General features: G+C 37.5%; 14 protein-coding genes and 1 riboswitch. Of the genes, 6 read left to right on the top strand and 8 right to left on the bottom strand.

Annotated features, from left to right (window positions below; translation table 11 throughout):
- Positions 1 to 150: 150 nt before the first annotated feature.
- Positions 151 to 366, bottom strand: coding sequence for a zinc ribbon domain-containing protein (locus tag IGL49_RS11690; protein WP_002354768.1), 216 nt, complete (start codon positions 364 to 366; stop codon positions 151 to 153).
- A gap of 138 nt (positions 367 to 504) precedes the next feature.
- Between IGL49_RS11690 and IGL49_RS11695 the strand changes: the two genes are divergently transcribed.
- Positions 505 to 1,497, top strand: coding sequence for a biotin--[acetyl-CoA-carboxylase] ligase (locus tag IGL49_RS11695; RefSeq protein ID WP_002378862.1), 993 nt, complete (start codon positions 505 to 507; stop codon positions 1,495 to 1,497).
- A 263-nt stretch (positions 1,498 to 1,760) separates the two neighbouring features.
- On the opposite strand, the gene IGL49_RS11700 is transcribed toward IGL49_RS11695, so the two are convergent.
- A complete protein-coding gene (locus IGL49_RS11700) occupies positions 1,761 to 2,399 on the bottom strand; it encodes a lytic polysaccharide monooxygenase (protein ID WP_104854369.1) in 639 nt (212 codons plus the stop codon).
- Between the two features lie 428 nt (positions 2,400 to 2,827).
- A riboswitch (M-box (ykoK) riboswitch) is annotated at positions 2,828 to 2,994 on the top strand.
- Between the two features lie 91 nt (positions 2,995 to 3,085).
- Between IGL49_RS11700 and IGL49_RS11705 the strand changes: the two genes are divergently transcribed.
- Together IGL49_RS11705 and IGL49_RS11710 are read left to right on the top strand one after the other, a co-directional pair.
- Positions 3,086 to 4,702 carry a phosphatase PAP2/LCP family protein gene (locus IGL49_RS11705; RefSeq protein ID WP_104854368.1) on the top strand — a complete coding sequence of 539 codons (1,617 nt, stop codon included), beginning with the start codon at positions 3,086 to 3,088 and terminating at the stop codon, positions 4,700 to 4,702.
- Positions 4,703 to 4,928: 226 nt separating this feature from the next.
- The gene (locus tag IGL49_RS11710; RefSeq protein WP_104854367.1) at positions 4,929 to 5,726 is read left to right on the top strand and encodes a GH25 family lysozyme; all 798 of its coding nucleotides are present in this window, start codon (positions 4,929 to 4,931) and stop codon (positions 5,724 to 5,726) included.
- 164 nt (positions 5,727 to 5,890) lie between these two features.
- Here the strand turns inward: IGL49_RS11710 and IGL49_RS11715 are convergent, their stop codons facing one another.
- Entirely contained in the window at positions 5,891 to 7,162 is a 1,272-nt protein-coding gene (locus tag IGL49_RS11715) for a lytic polysaccharide monooxygenase (protein ID WP_174128030.1), read from the bottom strand.
- Between the two features lie 247 nt (positions 7,163 to 7,409).
- Here IGL49_RS11715 and IGL49_RS11720 point away from each other — a divergent pair, with 247 nt between their 5' ends.
- Positions 7,410 to 7,853 (top strand): thioredoxin family protein, encoded by a 444-nt coding sequence (locus tag IGL49_RS11720; RefSeq protein ID WP_104854365.1) that lies wholly within the window; start codon positions 7,410 to 7,412, stop codon positions 7,851 to 7,853.
- A gap of 293 nt (positions 7,854 to 8,146) precedes the next feature.
- Here the strand turns inward: IGL49_RS11720 and IGL49_RS11725 are convergent, their stop codons facing one another.
- Both IGL49_RS11725 and IGL49_RS11730 read right to left on the bottom strand, forming a co-directional pair.
- A complete protein-coding gene (locus IGL49_RS11725; RefSeq protein ID WP_104854364.1) occupies positions 8,147 to 9,448 on the bottom strand; it encodes a glycosyltransferase family 2 protein in 1,302 nt (433 codons plus the stop codon).
- A 76-nt stretch (positions 9,449 to 9,524) separates the two neighbouring features.
- Positions 9,525 to 11,510, bottom strand: coding sequence for a pectate lyase-like adhesive domain-containing protein (locus IGL49_RS11730; protein ID WP_104884640.1), 1,986 nt, complete (start codon positions 11,508 to 11,510; stop codon positions 9,525 to 9,527).
- A 224-nt stretch (positions 11,511 to 11,734) separates the two neighbouring features.
- On the opposite strand from IGL49_RS11730, the gene IGL49_RS11735 reads away from it, so the two are divergent.
- Complete coding sequence (locus IGL49_RS11735) at positions 11,735 to 13,267, top strand: helix-turn-helix domain-containing protein (RefSeq protein WP_104854362.1); 1,533 nt, start codon at positions 11,735 to 11,737, stop codon at positions 13,265 to 13,267.
- Between the two features lie 224 nt (positions 13,268 to 13,491).
- On the top strand, positions 13,492 to 14,316 hold the full coding sequence (locus IGL49_RS11740; RefSeq protein ID WP_104854361.1) for a hypothetical protein: 825 nt from the start codon (positions 13,492 to 13,494) through the stop codon (positions 14,314 to 14,316).
- Between the two features lie 113 nt (positions 14,317 to 14,429).
- Here IGL49_RS11740 and IGL49_RS11745 read toward each other — a convergent pair whose 3' ends face one another.
- The 3 genes from IGL49_RS11745 to IGL49_RS11755 all read right to left on the bottom strand — a co-directional run bounded on the left by IGL49_RS11745 (position 14,430) and on the right by IGL49_RS11755 (position 21,258).
- Entirely contained in the window at positions 14,430 to 16,415 is a 1,986-nt protein-coding gene (locus IGL49_RS11745) for a pectate lyase-like adhesive domain-containing protein (RefSeq protein ID WP_104854360.1), read from the bottom strand.
- A gap of 603 nt (positions 16,416 to 17,018) precedes the next feature.
- Positions 17,019 to 20,909, bottom strand: a complete 3,891-nt coding sequence (locus tag IGL49_RS11750; protein WP_104854359.1) for a WxL domain-containing protein — start codon at positions 20,907 to 20,909, stop codon at positions 17,019 to 17,021.
- On the bottom strand, positions 20,890 to 21,258 hold the full coding sequence (locus IGL49_RS11755) for an LPXTG cell wall anchor domain-containing protein (protein ID WP_104854358.1): 369 nt from the start codon (positions 21,256 to 21,258) through the stop codon (positions 20,890 to 20,892). Before IGL49_RS11755 ends, IGL49_RS11750 begins: the two co-directional genes overlap by 20 nt.
- Between the last annotated feature and the right edge of the window lie 94 nt (positions 21,259 to 21,352).

Below are 21,352 nucleotides of genomic sequence, written 5' to 3' on the forward strand. Positions count from 1 at the left end.
GAAATAAGCCGAAATTCCCCAAAAATTAAAGAGCAATTTTCGGAAATTTCTTCTTATTTCTCGGAGCTAAACGATTCTGTCCCGACCTCTTTTCCCCTATCTTCCTATTCACCAACAGAAAAACGAATGCATCTTTGCATTCGTTTTTGACTAACCGCCACCTAATAAAAAGTCTAGGACATTCATGCCGCCGCTTGTTTGGCTGCGATAAAGTTCGGTGTAGCCGCATTGGGTACAGCTAATTGTAATAAATTTTTTATTTTGAACATCAAAAATTTTCGCAAAGTTCCCACCTGTTGCTTGAAATTGATCCGACACATAGTGCATGTTGCCACATTTCTCACAAACATATTGTTGCTTTTCCATTCCCCTCACTCCTTCTCAATAAAACAAGTATAGCAAACGCCCACTTCATTTTCCTCCATCCTAAGATTGATTTTTTCACTAGTTGACCAAGCCTTTTCCTTTCCGCTACAATAAGCATAACGAATCGGAGGAAAAAATATGTCGACAAAAAGCCAAGTCCTAACTTTATTGATGAAACAAACGCCCGCATTCCTTTCGGGCGAAGAGATGGCACAACGTCTGTCCTTGTCCCGCACAGCTATTTGGAAAGCGATTAATGAATTGAAAAAAGATGGCTATCAAATTACTAGCGTGCAAAACAAAGGGTATCGCCTTGAAAAATCAGATGTCCTTTCTGCAGAAGGCATTCAATTGGCGTTATGGCCTCAAACGCCACCTTTAACAATTACCGTCCTAGAAACATCTGAATCTACCATGACCGATGCCAAGCGGGCGATTTTAGACCAGACGCCCGACAATACTTTGATTGTTGCTGACATGCAAGAAATGCCGCGGGGCAGGTTCGGTCGGCCGTTTTTCGCTACGCCAGGTAAAGGGATTTACATGAGCATGGTGCTTCAACCGAACCAAAATTTTGAAGAAATCGCCCAATATACCGTGATTATGGCCGTAGCGGTCGCTCGAGCAATGGATGCTCTGGCAGGCGTTCAGACAGAAATTAAGTGGGTCAACGATCTTTATTTAAACGGCAAAAAAGTTTGCGGAATTTTATCGGAAGCCATGAGCAATGTGGAAACAGGACAGATTTCCAATGTCATTATCGGCATGGGGATTAATTTTTCAATTACAGAAACCGAATTTCCTGAGGACATCCGGCAGAAAGTGACTTCCCTTTTCCCAGATGGTGAACCGACGGCGACGCGAAATGAATTAGTCGCCAACATTTGGAATCATTTTTACCAAATTTTAGACGAACGTTCAACGAAAGACTTTTTAGAAGAATACCGACAACGCTCCTTTGTGATTGGCAAAGACGTCGCTTTTACCCAAAACGGGCAAGACTTCCGCGGCGTTGCGACAACCATTAATGGAAATGGAGAATTGATTGTCCAGTTGCCTGATGGCACGGCCAAAACGTTGTCTTCTGGAGAAATTAGTTTGGACCAGATTGGTGAATGGCGTCGAGGATAAGTGGGGAAGTTTAGAAAAAAGAAAGCGGGACATCAGTCGTTTTGACTGATGCCCCGCTTTCTACTTCTGAAGATAATCAGCTGAACAAAAGCAGCCCCTTCGGAAATAAGCCGAAATCGACTTTCTCACACAAGTGTTCGGCGTATCTTAATCCTTCCAAGTGTTGAGAATCACGAAGAACGTAGTGATTCGATGATGAACAGTACCTACTTGGTTCTTGGCGCTAAGCACTTTTGTTTCAGCCGCATTATCTTGATACCTGATTATTGAACATTAACATCTATCGCTTGATAAAATGAATTAATCGTGTCATTGATATCCCAAACGGCATAAATAACATGGTATCCTTTCCTATCAGCAGGAATCTTTATTCTGTGTGTTTCCGTATCATTGACCATAAATCCTTGGCCAGGAGGTAAATCTTGACCGATCGGTTGCCCTACTACGCCAATCAGTTCCATTTCGTCCATCGTTAATGGTGCATTAGGATTCCATCCAGGTTTCGTCATATAGTATCTAAAACGATTGGTCTTATGCTTTGCCGTCATCACCCATTTAAAATTATTCTCTCCTGTTGTTATATTACTTTTTACCCAACGAGTGGCTGTTTGTTCATCTAGTTTGGAATAGCTTGCTAATCCAGCTGAAGGCAACCTTCCATTTAATTGACCCGTGTCTAATAATTTAGTTGGCGCTTCTATTCCTTGGGGTGTCGTGATAATTTCTGGCTGGGAGCTGTCTTGACCAGGTCCCCATCCAAATCCGTTTGCTTCCGCATTTTTGACTCGACTGACTGGGCTATCAACATAGCCGTGTGCATAACTCTGCTGTGCATCTCCTAAAGCAAAAACACTGATCATCGTTGCGCCTACTGCAATTATGAATAACATCATTTTTTTCATGTATATCGCTCCCTTATAAGCAAAACCCTTCAAAAAACATGTAATCTTAATCAACTGAAACGTAAAATCTCCACAACATCATTTTACTTTTTTGATAGCGACCATCAACTTTGTGCACAATTATTGTCGACATATTTATTTTAAATGAACTAGTAATTCAATAGCAACTGTTCGCCTTTTTTACTGAAAAAAACTTATATCACTCTTATAAAAAATGTTTGTTTTTTAATTTATCATTATTGAACACCAACTATTTATAGCGATTAACCGAGAACATCCTTGCCCACTCTTTTTTTTAGAATGCTCAAGTACTGTTTTTTTAACTGCTTCACTTCCCCACACCTTTAAATTTATTTAAAAAACAATAAATTTTCTTAAACTTTATTGTGAGAACCTCTGCATAAATTCTATACTTCTAGCGTTAGATAAAATAACCTTGTTAGGTGAGGCTCCTATCCAAACATAGGCTATTGCGCAGAAATGTCGAAAGACACCAATGTGTAAAACAGGAATGGTCGAATTAAGGCTCTTCTAAAAATAGCTAAGAGAAATCTTTACGTTGGATAGTGCTAAAGCTCAGACGATGAGAACCGATTGGCTTGCTATGTCCTAATTAGTCGCAAGCGCTTATTTACAATCGATGCTGGCTTAGTCTACTCTTTCAAGGGAAAAAGAAAGGGATTCTCATGCAAACATCGAATAAAAAATTTCCACTTTATGCCCTAACAACGCTTGGTTTTACTTTCCTCACTTTGTTAGTGGCGGCTAGTCCAAATTGGTTTCAACAAATGGACGAAGCTATCTATCACATCAAATGGCAATTAAATGCCCCGCTTTTAACAGCGGTCAATCTGTTGGCAAAAACAGCCACGATTGGGCCAATGTTACTATTCTTCTTATTATTAATGGTGTACCTTTTACGTAAAAAAGAAAAAATCCTAGCCTTTTGGGCTGTCAGTAATCTATTAGCTGTCGGCTTTTTAGGCAGCGTTTTTAAACATGCGGTGGGTCGGGCTCGACCAAACCTAGGCGCTTTAGCTGATCGAAGCTCTGCCAGCTTTCCCAGCGGACATTCATTGTTAGCGATGGCGCTGGTCTGTACGATTTTCATCATTTTGGCCTATCTCCATGTTGAAAAAACCAAAGGCATCAAAATTTTCTTACTAACTTATTTAGTTTTAATTGTGATGGGCCGCTTAATCTTACGCGTTCATTATCCTAGTGATGTCATCGCTGGGATGCTCCTAAGTTATAGCTGGATCAACTTTTCATTTCAAATTGTGCAACGTTATTTGCCGGCACCTGAACCAGAGGAAGCAGAAGTACCGACACAACGTCGGAGCCGCCATTCTCGTAAAAGAAAAAGTTTATTCGTAGTCTTCAGTTTAACCCTGTTATTTTTAGGCACACTTTCTGTTTCGGCCTACGGTATCAGCATGTATCGTAATTTGCAAAAAACGGCGAACACCATGTATAAACCAAGAAAATCTTCCACGAAGAGTCCCGATTTAGCCAAAGGGGAACCTGTTAGTTTCTTAATTATGGGAATTGCGAATGACTCAAAACGTAAAACCGATTATCGCTCCAACGCCTTAATGGTGGTCACAGTGAATAATCAATTAGAAAAAACTACCATCACCAGTATCCCGCGCGACTACTATGTGGAGATGGCTGGTACTAATGGGGAATACAATAAAATCAATGCGGCCCACGTTTTCGGTGGTGCCGATATGCAAATCAAAACTGTTGAAAACGTCCTAAATATTCCAATCAATCATTACTTTTCAATTGATATGGATGCTATGAAGGACCTTGGCGATGCAGTGGGTGGCGTCACTGTTGACAACGCCTTTGCTTTTGACGCTGAAGGGATTCATTATCCGAAAGGCAAACAGCATTTAGGTGGCTGGGAAGCTTTACAATACGCGCGCATGCGTTACGAAGACCCTGAAGGCGACTATGGGCGTCAACGCCGCCAACGAGAAGTTTTAATCGAATTGACCAACAAGCTACTTTCTTTTAACAGCTTGCTAAAATATCAAGAAATTCTGGACGTCATCGGCGAACATGGTGAAACCGACTTGTCCTTTGACCAAATGATGGCAATGCTAAAAAAATACACCCCGGCACTAAAAACGATCGAAACCGATCAATTGAAAGGCTACGATTATACTGGAGATGGCGTGACAGGGATTGAAGGTATATCTTATCAGCTTGTCGAAGAAAGCGAACGCGAGCGTGTCGAAAATGCTATTAAAGAACAAATGGGGATTCGTACAACTACCCAAACAGAAGAAAACTAAATTTTTTTCATAAAAAACAGTCATCTCTTTTTAAAACACCGAGGTGACTGTTTTTATAAATAGATAAATGCATACAGAAAGTCAGCTCTTAAGTCCGTTTTTACAAGACAGCGTTGTTTTTGAGAAAGATTATGCGACTCGTATTAAAAAACATTTATTATTTTTCATTAATGATCTATCCTGTTAATGTACCTAGTATACAACAGAAAAAGAAGGGAATGGTTAAATGAAACGTTCAGCTAAGTTATTTATTTTAGGAATAGGACTAACTTTTGGAGGTCTTATAACGAGTGTTCCAGCAGAAGCAAAAAATATTGTGACGAGTAACTATGAATTAGGAAGTTTTGCTCAAAATGACCCTGTCAATCACCCCTTACTAAGAAGTAAACGTAGTCTCAGTGAAACACCTCCGAGAGTGGATTTTATCGATATTTCCTCTCACAATGGAGAGATTTCTGTAGAACAATTTCAAAAGATGAAAAACATGGGAATTAAAGGCGTAGTAGTCAAATTAACTGAAGGAACAACCTACAAAAACCCGTTAGCCCCTAGTCAAATTACCAATGCTAAAAAAGCAGGTCTAACTGTTTCAACGTATCATTTTTCTTGGTTTGAAAATCAACAAGAAGCAATTGATCAAGCCAATTACTATGCGGATTACGCAGAAGAATTAGGGCTATCCCCAAATAGCGTCATGGTTAATGACGCAGAAACCACGCCAATGATTAACGCGGATGCCACAAAAGTTTCTGTTTACTTTAGAGATCAATTAGCAAAACGTGGCTTCAAAAATGTTGTCCATTATTCTAGCGCTAGTTGGTTCAATAATAATTGGATGGAATATGACGTTTTAGGTAAAGAAAATAGTTGGGTAGCAGAATGGCCGGCAAATCCAAGTGCTAATAACTTACTACACACAGACACAGCTGCTTGGCAATGGAGTAGTCAAGGCTCTTTTGATTTCGTTCCTGGAATTAACTTTGATTTCAACGTGGATTACTTAGGACGTTTTACAACAAATTAGTCAGTTATAAAACTAGAACGAAGGTATCCCAAGCACTAGTGCTTGGGATACCTTCGTTTGTTTGGACAAAAAAAGGATTGGGATAACAGTCAAAATGACATTTATCCCAACCTCATCAAAAAGTGCACTTGCCAATGGCTTTAAATATGACTCTGTGCTAAGACTTAAATTTTCATTCTCCATATTGTTTGTGCGCTATCTGGTGTCCAACCGGGGTTAGAAACATGCGCAACCATGCATACATACACACGATTATTGTAAGTCACTTCATCCCCCACTTGATAGTGGTAGCCTACTTGCCAATCAGGTGCTTTCTCTGGTGTTGTGACACTCACAATGTTACTAGCAGCTGATACTCTACCATCCATGTCTACCGCTTTAACATAAAACTGATAAGTTGTCTTCTCGTTTAAATCAGTTACGTTATAAGGAACAGTGGTGGTGGTGGTTAAATACTCATCATTTTTGAAAATTTGGTAAGCAACCGCACCTGCAGGGTTATTCCAGCCCAAGTAGACACTTGAAAATGTTGGTGTCCCAATAATCTGTAAAGCAGGAGCGACTGGCGGTTCACCATCTACTGGTAATGTTCTAATATGAACGGGTTCACTCATATCAGATTTGTTGCCAACTGTATCAACAGCCTGAACCGTTAAGTCGTATTCTGTATCTGCCGTTAAGCCGCTTAATAAAGCTTTTGGCTGATGATCCAATGTGGACATGAATAGTTTTCCATTAGCATAAATATCATAACGAGAAACACCATAGTTATCTGTAGACGGATCCCACGTCAAAGCAGCGCTATTGTTCGTAATGTTGGAAACCAACAAGTTTCGAGGCGTGGTTGGCGGTTCCGTATCCACTTCATTTTCCCCACCAAAATCAACATCAATCGCTTGATAAAAGGCATTATTGCCATCACCAATATTCCAAACAGCTAGAATCACTTGATAACCTTTTCTTTCAGGAACATTGATTATTTCATCAGAAGTCGCTACATTAGCAAATGGAGTCAATTCAAATTGATCTCTTGTTAACGGTTTATCAGGATTCCAATGTTCTTTGGTAATAAAATATTGATATCCCGCTGTTGCATGATTCATTGTAATGGTCCACTTAAAATGATTGGGGCCTGCTTTTATAGGTTCTTTGGCCCATCTGTCAAAAGTCTGTTCATCTAATTCAGCAAATTTTCCGCCACCACTGGCAATCTTGCCATCATCTGGCCCATTCCAAGGGAAACCTTTAACGCCTTCGACACTTTGAGGTTCAACTGTCACAGCTCCACATGCACTGTTGTTTCCTAAATTACACTGATACGCTCTACTCTTAGGTGTACTTACATACCCATGAGCGTCAGAGATAGCTGCTCCTCCCATAAACCCGATTGCAACCGCCACAAAAGCTAGTGTACTTTTTAACAAACTAATTTTCATAAATATTCCTCCCTTCAAAATTGGTAAACGTTTACCCACAAAGAACATAACACACTCTTTTTTATATTTCAAATAATATTATTTTCAAAAATATAAAAAATAAATTATCCAAAAAGCTGAATAAAACAATATATAAAAGAAGTTTACAACTACCTAAACTCTTTATATATAAAAAACGTGCACTTTTAAATATCATTTGATTATTAAACAAATAAATAATATAGTGTTTTAGAAAGAGGTGATTTCTATGAACATCAAAAAAATTTTACTGCTTATTGTCTTTGGTGCCTTTCTCGCATCCTGTAAGCCCCAGGATTCTTTAGTAAATGACCAACTATCCTATGAACAAGTCGTTAGCCAATTCAATCCAGTAGAACCAGACCATTTATTGAACAAACAGTTACCAAAAGGTTCTTTATTATATGTAGGAAGAGCTAGTTGCAAATATTGCCAAGAATCCAAAGTTGAAATCAACAAGTTACTAAAGTATCGTTCTGATGTCTATTACCTAGATACCGAGGACTATGAAAATAATTTGAACACACAAAAAATTTGTGCGCAATATAAAATAAGTTATATACCTACATTAATCCTTTTCAAAAATAAAGACACACTAGAAAAGTTTAAATTTAATAATGATGAATCTTTAGCAGAATGGTTGAATAAACACGTCAAAGATCCTTTAAACTAATATAACAGCGAAAGATTGAAGCAGGCGGAAAGTAAACTCCATAGAACGTGCTTGACTTTAAAACAAAAAAAGTGAGCCTGAGACAAAAATCACTTTGGATTTTCGTCTCAGGCTCAAAAACTGATAAGCGGTGGGAACAAAGAACTTGCTGAACAAGACCTTCTTCACCAAGCAATTGTTTTAGTAATTTAATAAATAATACCTTTTTAAACTGAAACATAAAAAAATAGTAATATTAAAGTAAACACTATAATAAATTTCCAGTTTTCCAATTTTTTCATAACTATCCTCCCTTACTTTCGATCAAACACAGCTTTATGTTCTGTTTTATTCCAGTTGTTTTGTGGTTTAAACCATGTAAAGAACCCAACAATTTGAGCGACCATATATGTCAGAGAATTATAAACAAAAGCGAATACTAGCCTTATAAAAAAAAGGACTTTCTTCCAAAATGTACGTTCATCACGAAAATACTCCTCCGCTTCTTGCAGAAAATAAATCGTAGGTATAATTAAGAAGTTAAAAAATTCCATACTTGCCCAGAAAATTAATACCGAAAAAAGATTTGGTAAATAATCAAAGAGACGTTTATCTATTACGCTTAATAATAATATAATCAAAATCGCTACTGGTCTCACCATTGAATACGAGTAAAACATCGTTTCTATTTTACTTAAGAGTTCGGTAATGTTTTTGGACTTAAATAACGAGATTAGCTGACGTTTAGTTGTACTAAATGCAACATACCAGTGCCCTTGAGCCCAACGCGTTCTTTGCCTATGACTAGTTAATAAAGAATCTGGTTTTTCATCATAAACTATTGCAAAATGATTCCAGCCACTTTGTTTTCCTTCAATAGAAAGTTCAACTTGCAGTTCAAAATCTTCTGTATAACTACGTGGGTTCCAACCATGTTCGGCTAAATAGCTCGTGTCTAACATAAAACCTGTACCGCCAATCGCTGCGTTCCAACCTAAAAAATAGTTAGCGGCTTGTACGGCGCGATTGGTTATAAAATATACTGCAGCATATCCTGAAGCTGTAAATGAAGAACGAACATTTTTCATTCCTAAATAGCCTTGAATAACAGTTAAATTAGGATGAGCAATACTTTGCGAATTCATTTCTTTTAAATAACTTGAATTCACAATATTGTCTGCATCAATAAATACGACATAATCGTATTTACGCCAATGATTAGTCTGAACGTATTTAGCGATTGCATGTGGCTTGCCTCTAGGCTCATCTTTTTGAGATGAATTTTTAAATAGAATAACTTTTGAATAGGAGGCTGCAATACTTTCTGTATTATCAGTACAGTTATCTGCAATAACAACAATGTCGAATAGTCGATAGTCATAGTCTTGATCAATTAAGCTCTGTATTGTTGCACCAATCACCGCTTCTTCATTATGCGCAGGTATAACGATAACGAACTTTTTTTGGTCTGGCATAATTTTATAATCACGTTTTGGTTTTTTTAAGCCGAAGATAGATAACGTTGTAAAATAAATTAAATTAGCAAAAACAATGGTTACCAAAAATAACGTTAGCCATTTCATCGGCAAAAAAATAAAATCAGGTAAAACAAACATATTACTCCCCCCTAAATTCAAAAGGCGCGGCAGCTTTTGAAGGCACCCGCACCTTTCGCACTAAACAATACTGCGGTTACTCAATCACAATAAAGCACTGACCATCTTGAACTGCAGTTGAAATATTTTTCCCAGAAACTGTTCGGGCATCTATTTCATCAAATTTATTTCTGTACGGTGTCGTTTCTCTCTTAACTTCTTGATTACTTTGGGAAATCAGATCTTGTTTCTCATCAATAGACGGTCCTGTAATCCCTACTTGAACTTTGTATTTTCCCTCTGGAAGAGAGGCTAAACTTTCATTGGTTAAAATAGCTTGGTAGCCGTTAAATCTTGATGGATCGCCAAACCAATTAGTATTTGCAGCATCTACTTTTAACGCTGTGTCGCCGTTTTCTGCAATTAGGTTTATAAATTTGTGAATATTGTCTGTATTTGACAAGTCCCACTCTTTATTATCTATTAATCCTTCTAGAATCATTCCATAATCTTGCCAATAGCCTAGGGCAAACATGTTTTCAGTTTTTGCATCTAAATGTTGAACTTCTTGTTTCACCGCCTCTGAAACTAAATGGCCATCTGTTTGAACCGCTTCTACAATTGCCCCTGCCGTCAATTTATCCTTCAAAGGGCATACCCATTTACCGACAGAATCCACGACTGTTTCACCTATTTGAACACCTGCAACAGAAAGAATAATTTTATTTCCAGGAATTCCTGTTCCAGTCAACTGCACATCTTGATCCGTAATTGAATTTAAAATAGGTGTTTCAATCTTTTCTTCTGAACCATTTAATACTAAGTGATTAGTTGCCGGAATATTCCAATGGTCCAAAATGTCTAATTGGTTACTTTGCACTAATTCTGTTGTATTGCCATTAATAGCAATAGTTGCTTCTAACAGATTCGTATTTTGATAATCTGGAACTTCAGTAGCATTGTTATACCAAGACTTCAAATTGTCAGTAACCACATCTAATGTTGTTTTCTTAGCATCAAAAACCTTGTATCCTGGTGAAGTTTTTAATTCTATATTTTTAGCTTTATTGAACATTATTGAAGAATTATTTTCTGATTTGAAGATAGGAGCTTGTACATTCGCTTCATGTAAAATATTTAAGCTTGCAGTTGGCTCTACGTCAAAACTACTATTGTTTAATTTAAGAGTAGCTATTTTATTATTGCTATAATTTCTTAAAATATTTGTCATAGAATTTTCAAGGAATTTTACATTACCAGCATGGCCTAACCTAAACAATTCTCTTTGAGTGTTAACATCAAACTTAGCATCTTTTCCGATAGTAATATCCAAAGGTTTCGTAGCAGCATGATCGACATAAAATAAGGTGTTATATAGGATATCCATCTGCACTTTAGCGTTATCTGCAATATTTAAGTATGGTCGATGGTCATTTCCTAATCCAAACCAAAAGGCTGAATCCGTTTTTCCTTCGTGAACTAACGTAAATTCACCCGAAATATCAAAACCTAACCCTTCAAATAATTCTTGGGCTACATCTGAATTAGTTGAATTTTTGTGAATATTAATAGTGTTATTCCCTGTGAATTTCGCATATCCATGAACGTTGTGAACCAATTGAGGGCCTCTATAAATAACATTTTCATAGTTAAGAGTAACACCTTTAACTGCGTCATCAACATTCACCGGTCCGTAATAATTAAGTCCTTCTATAACCAAATTTTTTAAAGAAACATCATTTGTAGTATTATTTTTGGAAATATAAATCGTGCCATGGGCCCCTTTTCTTTTCTCTTTTAATGTGTGACCCGCTCCATCAATAATGACAGATTTTTTGTTTGGATTAATAGAAATTCCGTTTGTAATTTCAATATCCGCTCCCAATTCTACTTGTGTAATGCCATTATTCTCTGACAACGCCGCTTTCAATTCCTCAAAAGTACTTACAACCAACCGTTGCGTCACGTTCTCAACTTGTCTATCGTCAACTCCGACATTCATATTCTCCTGTGCATAACTTACCGATGAATTTACCATTAGCGCTAACATAGCTGTCGCACAAAATAGCCTAACCTTTTTCATAAAAAACCTCTCCCTTTCCATATAAAAATTTTTTAAGTAAACATTTACAATGAAATAATAACAAATATGTAAGCATTTTTTTATTAATTAATGGCTTTTTTACAGCCATAAGTTTGTAAAAAATCGATATAAAATCCGTTCTCAAAAAATAACAATTGTGTTAGTATGAACGAGCACTTTAATAAAACTAAATTTTATATATATAGAAAGGAACATAATAAATTATGGGAAATATTTTTTTATCAAAAAGAAGTATGAATAAACTAACTATCTTAAAAAATTTATTATTTTCTGCTGAAGGGCTTCCTTTGAATAAAATTCTGAATGACCAACCCAGAACCAGAAGAACCTTACTACGATATATAAATGACTTAGAGGAAGATCTCCACGATATTTTTCCAAAGGAAGTTATCAATATTCAAGAAGTTGCTCAATCTGAAATTTATACAATAGAAAACAAAAAAAACTATGCTGTGGATTACATCATAGACTCTATTCGAAATAAGTATATCGAAGAAAGTAATGCCTATAGCGTTCTTTTCGAATTGTTACAAAATAAATTCTATTCAGCGAATCAGTTAGCGCTAAAACTAAACATGAGTTCTTCAAACTTATATACAATAATAAATAAAATCAATCTAACGCTTAAACCGTACAATGTTAAAATAAAATTTGGAAAATCTTTAGATAATTTTATCGGTGATGAACAAGGGATCAGAATAGCTATTTATTTTTTAGGCTGGTCTTTATTCAGAAAAAAACACACGTTAAAAAAATTTACTTCTGTTCCAGAAATCTATTTTGATACTACAGCCTTGAAAAATTCTCTAAATTTACCTATTCAAACAACCCGATCCGTGGAAATACGACTAAAAATAATTCAATACATTAACTTAAAACGTATATTACTAGACAGAAAACCAGTTGATTTACCAGATAAATTCTACATAGATACCAAATTTTTGTATCAAAATAATTTAACTTTTGCTAAAGAGATTGAAGAAAAATTTGATTCCAATGTACTGTCTAAAGAAAAAGTCTTTATCGATTTTTTTTTAAAAATCTTATTGTATGATGCCTATTCTTTTAAATATAAAGAAAAAGTCGTAAATGATTATTTGGCCTCTGATTTACAAATTTCGGAAACGGTAAAAACTTTTATATCTAATTTAAAAAAATTTTTTAACTTACAAGTGACCCATTCTGATTACATTGAAATATATTATATTTTGACTCTAATAATCATATTCATTAAACATATAAAAATTGATATATCGGCTATCATAAATTACAATATCAACCCAAAACAATTAACAGAGACTTCTTTAAAATATGGCAATTTAAAGGAGAACCTAAAAAGGTTCATCCTAGAACAATCTGATCTTTTAAAATTTGATTTCAATAACCAATTATTTATACAGATACTGGTTTGGATGCTTTATTTGATTGAGCAACCTGACCCAGTCAAAATATGTGTCCAAACATCGACAAATCTTTATTTATCACAAGCAATCAAAAAAATTTTAAAAGATTTCTTCCCTGAAAAAGCTTATGTCTATTCTAACGATCCGTATGACATAGATATTCTTATTACTGATTCCTATGAGGGAGATTTACCAGAAACAAAAATATTTTATTTCAATTCACCAAATAATCCTGATACTTGGATTGATTTGATTAATTGCATCAATAAGTACCGTTGGGAAAAACGTGAGGTTGGAAAACTGCACACGTTAAATATTGATTATTGCGTTTAGTCGACCTTGAAAATTTGTTCTCAACGTTCCCTTTAGTTGTTTTAAAAATGACTTTCATAAAATTTCTTTATTCAGAAATTTTATGAAAGTTTTTTATTTTTTATAAATAAAGCAAAACATATTATACTTACACTATAACGAAAACAGAGACACTGACGCTCTTGCAGAGAGAACATGATGGCTATTTTTAATTCGGGTATCCGTCAATCAAGGAGGAAATTTTAATGAAAAAACCGATTGTATTATTGGGGTTGTTTTTCGTCATCGGGTTAACAGCATGCACGAAACAAAATGAAACAAATCAAACAACGACGCCTACTACTGCGAGCACGACTAAAGATGCGAAAAATGATAAAAGTTTCGAACGATTAACTGCACAAGAAGGAAAAGAAATTGATGAAATGATGGAAGAAATCGATTATGAAAGACCAGAAGTAAAGGTGGATGGGGATGCCCTCGTTTATAAGGGCGCTTTGTACTATAGTGGTTTGGTGAAATTAGAAAAACTCTATAAAGAGAATCCCAAAGTGACTAGATTGAAATTAGAATCGCCTGGAGGCGTCACACTGCTGGGAATGAGTTTCGGTGAATTTGTCCATAAAAACAATTTAGACGTAGAAGTAACAGGCACTGTTTTTTCATCCGCAGCAAATTATATTTTTACTGCTGGTAAGAAAGTTTACTTGCATAAAGACTCTATCATTGGGTTTCATGGTGGTGAAGGTGATCCCACTGAGCCGATAGAAGGTATGGAAGAACGTACCAAAGAAGAACAAAAAGAGTATGAAGCGAATGCTCGACGTGGATATAATTGGCAAACAGAATTTTTTAAAGAATTAGGTGTTAATCCAAGTATTGTCAACTTAGGACAAGACAAGAAGTATGAAAAATATTCCGATGAAAAAATCGTGGGCTGGACGTATACGTTAGAAGCGTTTAAAAAATTAGGTATCAAAAATATTGAATTAGTAGATGGTGAATGGAATACGCCAACAGACATGGGGGATGGCGAGTCCTTGTTTGTCATTCAAGCCAATGACATAAAATAAAAAAAAGCGTGGGCCAAAAGTCATTATGAACTTTTGGTCCACGCTTAAAATCTGGCGTATTATAAAAATAAACCCGAACATCTATTGAGGCTAATGGGCATTTTGCCATATTATTAAGGGCCACTCATAATAGTCCACACTAGTTCCCCCTTATATAAACCGCATGTATCTATAGGGTGCAAGGACAGCCGTAGACAATCTGCAAGTTTCATTTGCAGATCCCCTTCTCCTTTCAACACTGGTTGATTTTGTGAATTAATTCGGTAAGTATGTCCGTTATACTCTATACTTAATCGATTCAAAAGTAACGCGCCAGCAGTTTTTTTCAGTGGCAACTCCTCGCGAAGACAGATTGACCAGCCCTTTTTACTGTTATCCAAAACTTTAATTTCTTGCTCATTCGTCGGTTTAACTTCTGCATCTACAGCTGGAATTTCTTGGGTTCCAAAACTGATTTCAGATGGTAGAATGACCTGTGGACCGGCGTATTGAACGACTGTACTAGCTACAGCGCTTAAATTCCAACGCATCGCTACAGCAACAACTTTTACTCCTTCTTTTAGCTTGGGTACCGCCAATTGATACTTGCCTTGTTTATCCACTTTCCCACTAGCAATAACCTTATTGTCTACTTTTATATCAATTGCGGCCTCTGGTTCGGCGGTTCCACTAACTTGTGTACTTTCCGTAGTCAATGGGTCGATTGTTGTTGGAGCAAGTTCTTTTTTCTTTGAAAACCTGCCTCCTGTGATTTTCCCAATTTTTCCAGAATCAAAAGTATTTTTAAATGTTAGATTATCTGATTTTAAATCTAATGTATGCTGTTCGGGTGTATACGTATCTAAAGAAAAACTTGCTGATAAAGGTCCCGAGTAACTAGTATCCGGATTTTCTAAACCACTCTTCCCAAGATTCCAAGTATTTATTCCTTGAGGAGAGGCAAGTGTTACGGCCGTTTTTTGTGCCCAGGCACCTAAAGCGTTCCCTTTGCTGTTTGCTATCAAAAAATTTGCTCCTTCTTGTAAAGCCAATTGATTCCCTGTTTGCACTGTGGATTGTATCCCTTCTGAAGTTGCTACTAAGGTGCCGTTGGCTTTAACTATTATAGAACCGTTATACATCAAAATAGCTTCTTCCTCTGTTCTTTTAGAGCTCACACTTAATTCAGCCTCATTTTGCACCACTAAAGTGCCGTTATTCGCAACACTACGAATAGCAGAATCCATCGCAGACGTAATTTCCGCTTTGCCATAAAGATCAATTTCCCCGTCATTATTCGACATAAGTAGTCCTAGACCTTTCGCGTGAACAGTTAAATTTGCCTTTTCTCCTACAGTTACACCGTCATTCGTGGCGATGGCAACAGCACTTGCAGTATCTTCAAACATGATCTTAGCATCTTTAGCGATATTCAGCTGTTTTCCCTGAAAAACTTCTTCTAAACTAGCACTAGCTTCGATAGTTCCGCTAAGATTAGCTGTTCCAGCTGCTAAATAAATAAATTGATTCCCCGAAGAAGTCACATTTTTATAATTAACGATAACCCCGGGATACTCAGACCAAAAGAATGAGTAAATCGGCTGATTTATCAAGTGAACTTCTTCGATGTCGCAGACAGCATTACTTAAAGCCACCCCAATACTTTGAAAATTAACATCAATAGTATGACCATTTCCTATAATTTTTTTACTCCCCACAAAATTAAATGATTCCTGGATTTTAATGTCTTTCTCTATAGAAATTTGTTGAATGTCGGCATTGAGTAAAGCTGCTTTAAACTCTGAATAAGTGCTGACAGTTGTATGACTCTGACTTACACGCTCTTCAGCAGTTTGCTGGTCTTCTTTTTCAGTTATTGCAGGCTCTTTCGTACTTGTTGTGGCAGGCGTTTCTTTTTCAGATGATGTTAAACTCTGTTGAGATTGCCCAGATTCCACAGTTTCGCTGGTTGTCTTATCCAGTTGATCATTTTTATCAGAGGCCACTGTTAGTACGTGATCTTCAGCAAAAGCGACTTCCCTATTACTTTGGTAGCCTCCTATAACTCCCAACAGTAAAAGAGTGATGACACTATAAATTTTTTTGGTTGGATTCTTCATATTCTAACCTCCCGTTGACGCCGCTATTAAACAATTCAGTTAAATAACCGTTGTAATCTAATTCAAAATAATCGTATCATACCTTATTTCTTCAAATTAGTTCTAATTTTTTCTCTGGTCTAGAATTAATTTGAAGGATTTGCCTTTTCTGACTATCTTAAAATCGATACACTGATTTAAAAATGACAATAAAAAATAATTCAAAAGATCACCGGCTTAAACGGCTCTATACTAGAGAGATATGTTAGTGCCTCTCTCTTTTCGCTTCCGTTATAGCACACTCTGTCCAAAAAACGAATAAATTCATACATTATTGTGACGTTACCTGTAAAATCATGCCCTTAAAAAAACACGCCCCAGAGAGGAAACCACTCTGGGGCGTGTTCGGTTGGCTATCCTCTCTGAAAGCTGGTTCGTTCTAGGAGAGTACTTCTGGATTTCAAGGAACCAGATAGCCAACGCTCTTGTTCTACCCCTCGCTGTCTGGGCCGAGGAAGAACAAGAACTATTAAATAATCTGAGGTTGGTTTCATTGGTAAGCTTATGAAACCAACCTCAGAAAATCCCTAATTAAAAGTTGTTGCTGTTAGTTGTCACTACTTATTACGGCCCTGTTACTAAATTCCACGTAACAGTGGCATTGTATTGCTCGCCTTTCGTCCCTTGATTAGCAGGAACTTCGAGTTTAACGTTATTGAAATTGAAGTCCAAATTATAGACATCATTGCCTGTGAATTGTTTATTGGTAATCACATTCGTGACCGAATTATTGGCAGTTAAACTAAGGGTTGGTGTCGTGCCCACTGGATTCAGCATTTCCGTTACTAAGTTGTAGTTATCAACTTTTGAAACAGCCGCTTGACCTAGTAATAACCTTGTCGCAGTCGGCAAGCTGTCTTTCGCTGACTTCGGTTGTGATAATTGAGCGGTCAGTGACCAATTCGGTTGTGATTTTTTAATTCGAACAAACGGATTACGGGTACCGTTGCCATAATAATCAGCTGCTTTCTTCAAGCCATGTTGTGTCGTAGCACCAGCAATGCCCACTTGACCGAAATCAAATGTTGGTAAGCTGATAAAGCCTTCACCAACTGGATCAGTCACTTCTTGATCCGCCCCTTCGATTCGAACGGTATCGGAAACAGTCGTCGTTGGCATATTGCCTGATAAAGCGACTTCAGCTTGTAGTACTTCCATTGGTTTTCCAGTAGCAAGTGTTGTCATACTGACTGTCAAGGTCCCACCTACAGGCACCTCAACACCTAAATTTGCACCGTTTGCCCATGATTCTGCTGTAACTGAAACAAGTTGATTCGGTCCAGAACCTAAGCGAACACTTAATTGTTTAGGGTTCGCTAGCCCTTTTGACCAGTTCGCGGTTGGTGTGATTTTCAGATCAGTTAACGGGGCTGTCCCAGTGTTCTTAATCGTCATATTCCACATCTGGTTGCCACCACTTGGCATCACTGTGACCATTCCTTTTAGTGAAGCCGCAACACTGGCTGTACCTTCTTCATAGACCACATTCAAGTCATCATTGTCATCAAAAGTGGTGTTATACGTTGGCGTAGTACTTGTTGTCAACGTATTCGGTTTCGTTTTGCCTTTGTACCAGCCTTGAAAGACGTAGGTTTTACCACCTGCTGAATAACTAGCTGGTAAAGCTTTTGCGCTCGTATACTTGAAGGTGTCGCTAGTCATCGGAATCTGGTTGCCTTGGGTGAAGCCAGTTGGTGCACTTGGTAATTTGGCACCGCTAGCATCAACAAAGTTTTCGGTGACTTTGCGATTGGTTAATTGGTAGTAAATTGTTCCTACTGGTGTGTAATAGGAATTAAATAAATTGGGTGCACTTGATACATACAATCGATTATACAAATACTTCGATTGTTCTGGAATTGTAGTAGTCGTATCAAACTCATTCACTTTAAATTGTGTCGCTGTCATTTTGTTTAGTCCGTAATACAATGGCGCATTACTGGCTGGGTTACCGATTAATGTATTATCTGCAGTTGAATAACGATTCAACGTAGCTTGTGTATAAGCACTTCCCGTGTAGACAGAGATATTTTCATAAAATTTTGGAATAGTGATTCTTGTATTGGTTGTTCCATAACTATTCACGCCACCTAAAGATACATCTGCTCTGATTGTTTTGGCGGGAATCGTTACCTGTTTGGTATTTCCTGAATTAGCTCCAGTAATTGATCCAAGCTTTGTATAAGTAGAATTAATTTCTTGTTGTAAATCAGTTGTAATTGTAAAAGGTGTTGGCGATATAATCGTCCCAGCTTCATTGACAAATTGGAAATTCACAGTCTTACTTGGGAAATTATAGTCTTTAGTCGTGTCCACCTCATACACCACATTCAGATCATCCTTATCATCAAACGTCACTGCATAACTTGGTGCTTTCGTTGTCTGAATTTTGGTTTTGTCTGTGCCTTTATACCACCCTTTAAATTTATATGTTTTTGTGCCAACTTTGTAGCTATCAGGTAAGGTGCCACTTTGTTTAAAGGTGTACGTGCTACTATCAATCACGGTTTGTTTGCCTTGGGTGAAGCCAGTTGGTGGCGTGATTTTAGTACCCGTGTTATCGACGAAGTTCTCGGTAACACGGCGGTTTTCTAAATAGTAATAAATGGTTTTATCTGGTGTTGCTAAGTTGTAGTTATTGCCAACCACTCCAGAATAGATGCCCATTGCATACGCTGTTTTATTCGAATCCCATGCCCAAGCTAATCGCCGAGTCCCAAAAACTATACCATTTGTTGTTAAACGATAAGATGTTGTGCCACTAACTGTGCTGGCAATGTCATTCGGAACGTCAATAGTTTTACGTACTTCGTCTGCTACAGGATATTTTGTCTTATCACCTGTATAAGTAGCGGTTGGAGTAATCGACATTGTTTTATAATATTTAGGAATAGTGTGATTCACATAGCGAGTGCCATATGTTTTAATACCACCCTCTGGAATCGTGTACGATTTCCCAGGAATGGCAAGTTTTTTTAGCATGTTACTCGCATCATCCGTAGCATGAATTTTTGATAAAACAGTGGTTTCTGTTTCATCGCTTTCGCCTAATTCAGCTTCGATAGTAAAGTCGGCTGGATTGACTAATTCTCCTTTTTCACCAACATAGCCGAAAGAGATTTCTTTACTTGGCAGTGTGTATGCTTTGGTTTTTACTTCTTCATACACCACATTCAAGTCATCGTTATCATCATAGGTGACTTTATAGGCTGGTGTCCCTGTGCTTAACGTATCTGGTTTGGTTTTCCCTTTGTACCAGCCTTTTAAGACGTAAGTTTTGCCGTCAGTACCTTTGTAGCTTTTTGGTAAGGTGCCACTTTGGGTATAGGTAAAGTCATTGTTGGTGATACTGGTTTTCCGTCCTTCTTCAAAGTTCGGTGGCGGCGGAATGATTGCGCCTGCTGGGTTTTTGAAGGATTCGGTGACTTTGCGATTAGTAATGCCTAAAGTAAAATCCTTGTTTGGAAACATTGCGCCGAAACTAGTAGCATAATTTGACATAGATGTATATACGATGCCAATTGTTGTATAGTTAAAAAGTTGAGGTTTTATCCCACCGTAAGCGCTAGGCCACGGTGCCGAAAGTTTATATAACGTATCATTAACCTTTGATGTTTTTAAAAAATCCATCTCACGAGGTTTTGTTAAACCATTCCAAGCTGCTTCTAGTGTAATTAATTGAGGATTATCCACAAACTCCACTGATTCTACATATTTAGGTACCGTTAATTGAGGTTCTCTCATAAAATACATAATCGCGTCACTTATTACCGTTGAAGGTCTAACAGCTACAGATAAAGTTTTTGATGGCGTTAATACATCTAAACTATTTATTGCTTTTTCTGTAGGAACTGCAGAATCCGCTCCCCAAGTCCAAGTTCCGTTTGTTTCTCTTCCGAGTTTCATCGTTACATCTAAATCAAAATCTGCTATATCCAAGTTTATTCCATCTAAAGATTTGATTTTGAAGCCAATCCTAGCACCAGGGAAAGCTTGACTGATTGCACTTTTATTATTAAGAATGCTAGCTCTAACAGTCTCGATTTGCTGATAGTAAGTATCCATATTCCCAGCTTTTGTTCCAATACCACTCAAAGGCATTGGTTGTGTTAAAACAGGCGCTGTTTCCGATTCTTGTGTTTCTTCTGCTTCTTTTTTTCCATCTTCAACAACTTCTTCCTTACTTTGTTCCTCTTTCTTCACCTCTACCGCACCGTTTTCTTGCTCCTCTTGACTCTCTTTCGTCGGTGCTTCACTCGTTTCAGTCGTCTGTGTTTCTTTCACTTCGGTTTCTGCCGACTCTTTGGTACTTGCTGTCTGCTCATGACTAGCCGCAGTCGGGCTACTTTCAATCGTCATGGTCTCCGCCACGGCGGTAACGCCCGCCAGTGAATTGCTAAATAGGGAGCAACAGACACCCAAGGTCGCTAAGTGCTTAAATCGGATCTGTTTCATGTCGTCCCCTCTTTCTATGTACCATTCCCACCAAGCCAATTATGGCTAAGCCGAGAATGCTTAAATTTGCTTGCTGCAAACTCCCTGTTCGTGGGAGTTGCTTAGCAGCGGTAGTCGTTGCTCCTTGCTGCCCTTGATTGGTACCAGATAGTCCCCGTGCTTTCCCCTTGGGACTCGGATCTGGTGCGTCTGTTTTCGGTGAGGGCTCTTGCGGAGCTTCTTGCGAGGGTGCCTGTTTGTAAAATTCGACCCCCACCGAACTAGAACCACCATCAGACGCTTCAACATTTATAAAAAAACTAGGGGAAAATAGTAGGCACGCCAGTAATAAATAACGCTTTTTTTTCATTGAAAAACCTCCTTTTAATTAATGCTCAACATGTCATACAACCTTTTTTCACACCTCTATAATAACAAAGAAAGCCTCTAGAGAAATTAACGAA

Origin of the sequence: Enterococcus sp. DIV1337a, assembly GCF_051712285.1 — a bacterium.
Taxonomy (GTDB): Bacteria; Bacillota; Bacilli; order Lactobacillales; family Enterococcaceae; genus Enterococcus; species Enterococcus faecalis.